The following is a 1918-nucleotide window of genomic DNA, read 5'->3' as shown; positions in this document are numbered from 1 at the left end:
TTCCGGCCTTGTCGACGGCGCGATACAGGTATTTCCATTGGCCTCCGACCTTAATGTAGGTCTCGTCGACACGCCAGCTCTTGCCCACGGGGCGCTTGTGGCGGCGAAACGCTTTCTCCAGTACCGGCAGCAGCTTGATGGCCCAGCGGTGCACGGTCGAATGATCGACCGAAACGCCGCGCTCGGCCATCATTTCTTCGAGGTGCCGCAGGCTCAGCGGATAGGCCACATACCAGCGCACGCAGGTCAGGATCACCTCGAGCGGATAGTGCAGGCGTTTCAGTACTCGGGCCACCGGGGATTCAACGTCTTCATCGAGGCTTCAGTCGTTCATGTCATTCCGCGCGTCATAGCGAACCACCTTACTGCAACAGAACCTCCCGTGGAACCATAGCTGTGCGTGTGTACTTCAATCCCAATTGCGTTGAACACATTCGGGCAATAATGTCTAACTGGTAGGCCTTCGGATCTGCAGCGGGAGTTTGTACGCGATGGGTCAGCTACTGATGAGCATGTCTATATTAAAAGGATTCGTATGCCTAACTGCTGCAATGGAGCACCGGATGCGCCGGACGCTGGTGCTCCTGGAGATACCGCACGATCGGGCGCCCTTTCATATAGCAGTTGACGTCGCTACCGGCATGCGCCGACGGTGCCACCGCCGGCGAGGTCGGAGAACTGCCATCGCCAGTCGTTTGCTTGCTCAATTTGATTAATCCATTTTTGGAGAAATATCTCGCTCGATATGAATGATCTGGCGATGTTTGTCCAGGTCGTGTGCGCCTGGTGCTTTCCCGGCCATGTCGCGCGCGTGTGCGTGCTTCCTGGGAAGATCTACATGACGGGCACGACGAACAACGTCGAGCTTAAACCTACCTACCAAACGGCAGGGGCCGGCCGCGACGCTCGGATTTTGTCGAACGTCCAATCACCGCCCGTGCAGTCTTCCACACACGTGGCACGTGCGTCCGCAGAGGGTCGGTTAGGGCTGTTCATCGATGACCACGTGCGGTTTCATCCGCGATCAATACCCGTAGCCGCCCTGACAAGGCACATAGGTGCGTTGATAGCTGTCGTAGCAAGCGGCTGACGGTGCTTGCGTATAAACCGGTTGCGCGTAGGCGGGTTGCTGATAGACCGGCTGTCCGTAGGTGGGCTGAGCATTCGCAACCGACGTCACGAGCGCGCCGAGCACCGCGCCCCCGATGAGCGCCCCCACAATCGCGCCACCATCGCCGTGACCATGGCCCCAGCCACCGCGTCCGTGCGCCGATGCCTGCTGGGCCACCGACAAACTACTGATTACCAACAACACGAGTGTTGCGCGTTTCATAAGACTCTCCGTTTTCCGTTTGACGGGTTCATGGAGATCATCCTATGCAGGCGTCGATGAAATAACTCATGCAGTTGGTAACCGCGCATTTCAAATATTACAAAGTCGCGTTTCGGCCCAGACCGTGTCAAAACGCCTGGCTGCTGGAAATTGACGAGACGTTCTCCCGGAACAGGTTTCGACGGCGAACTGCGGGAACACAAACGTCAAGTTACATGAAACAGCTACGTCAAACTGCTGACACGGTTCGACCACCCCGCCAGGCTTACGCCCGCATTGCCTTTACCACCATTTCTGCGCCGAGCAGCCTGATCACCCGCTTCATGTTGTACGCGAGCACGTGCAAGCTCATTTCGGTACTTACCCGCTCAATCGTTCTTGTCAGAAAGTGGGTTGCACCCATCCACGCCTTGAGCGTGCCGAAGGGATGTTCGACAGTCTGTCTTCGGATCCGCATCATGTCGGGGTTATGGTCAAGTCGCGTCTGCATCTCTTCGAGCACCCCTTCGTGCTCCCAGCGTGCCACCCGGCGTTGAGGGCCCGGCGTGCAGCGCGCCTTTAGCGAACATTGCTGGCAATTCGAAC

General features: G+C 57.7%; 2 protein-coding genes and 1 pseudogene. All 3 read right to left on the bottom strand.

The genetic code is table 11. The features are described from left to right. Positions 1-315: pseudogene (locus GCT13_RS47535) on the bottom strand (IS6 family transposase); the annotation flags it as partial. A 709-nt stretch (positions 316-1024) separates the two neighbouring features. Then, positions 1025-1333 carry a hypothetical protein gene (locus GCT13_RS47530; protein ID WP_152768419.1) on the bottom strand — a complete coding sequence of 103 codons (309 nt, stop codon included), beginning with the start codon at positions 1331-1333 and terminating at the stop codon, positions 1025-1027. A 265-nt stretch (positions 1334-1598) separates the two neighbouring features. Then, positions 1599-1918 (bottom strand): transposase (locus GCT13_RS47525; RefSeq protein WP_152763670.1); only part of this gene is annotated, 320 nt, incomplete at its 5' end.

The organism is Paraburkholderia franconis, assembly GCF_009362735.1.
GTDB lineage: Bacteria > Pseudomonadota > Gammaproteobacteria > Burkholderiales > Burkholderiaceae > Paraburkholderia > Paraburkholderia franconis.
The sequence above is the reverse complement of the archived record's forward strand: the minus strand, read 5'-3'. Positions and strand labels throughout refer to the sequence as shown.

What these genes read in the sequence shown, in the direction of transcription:
- GCT13_RS47530 (WP_152768419.1), bottom strand. Translation starts at nt 1,333, where the DNA reads ATGAAACGCGCAACACTCGTGTTGTTGGTAATCAGTAGTTTGTCGGTG.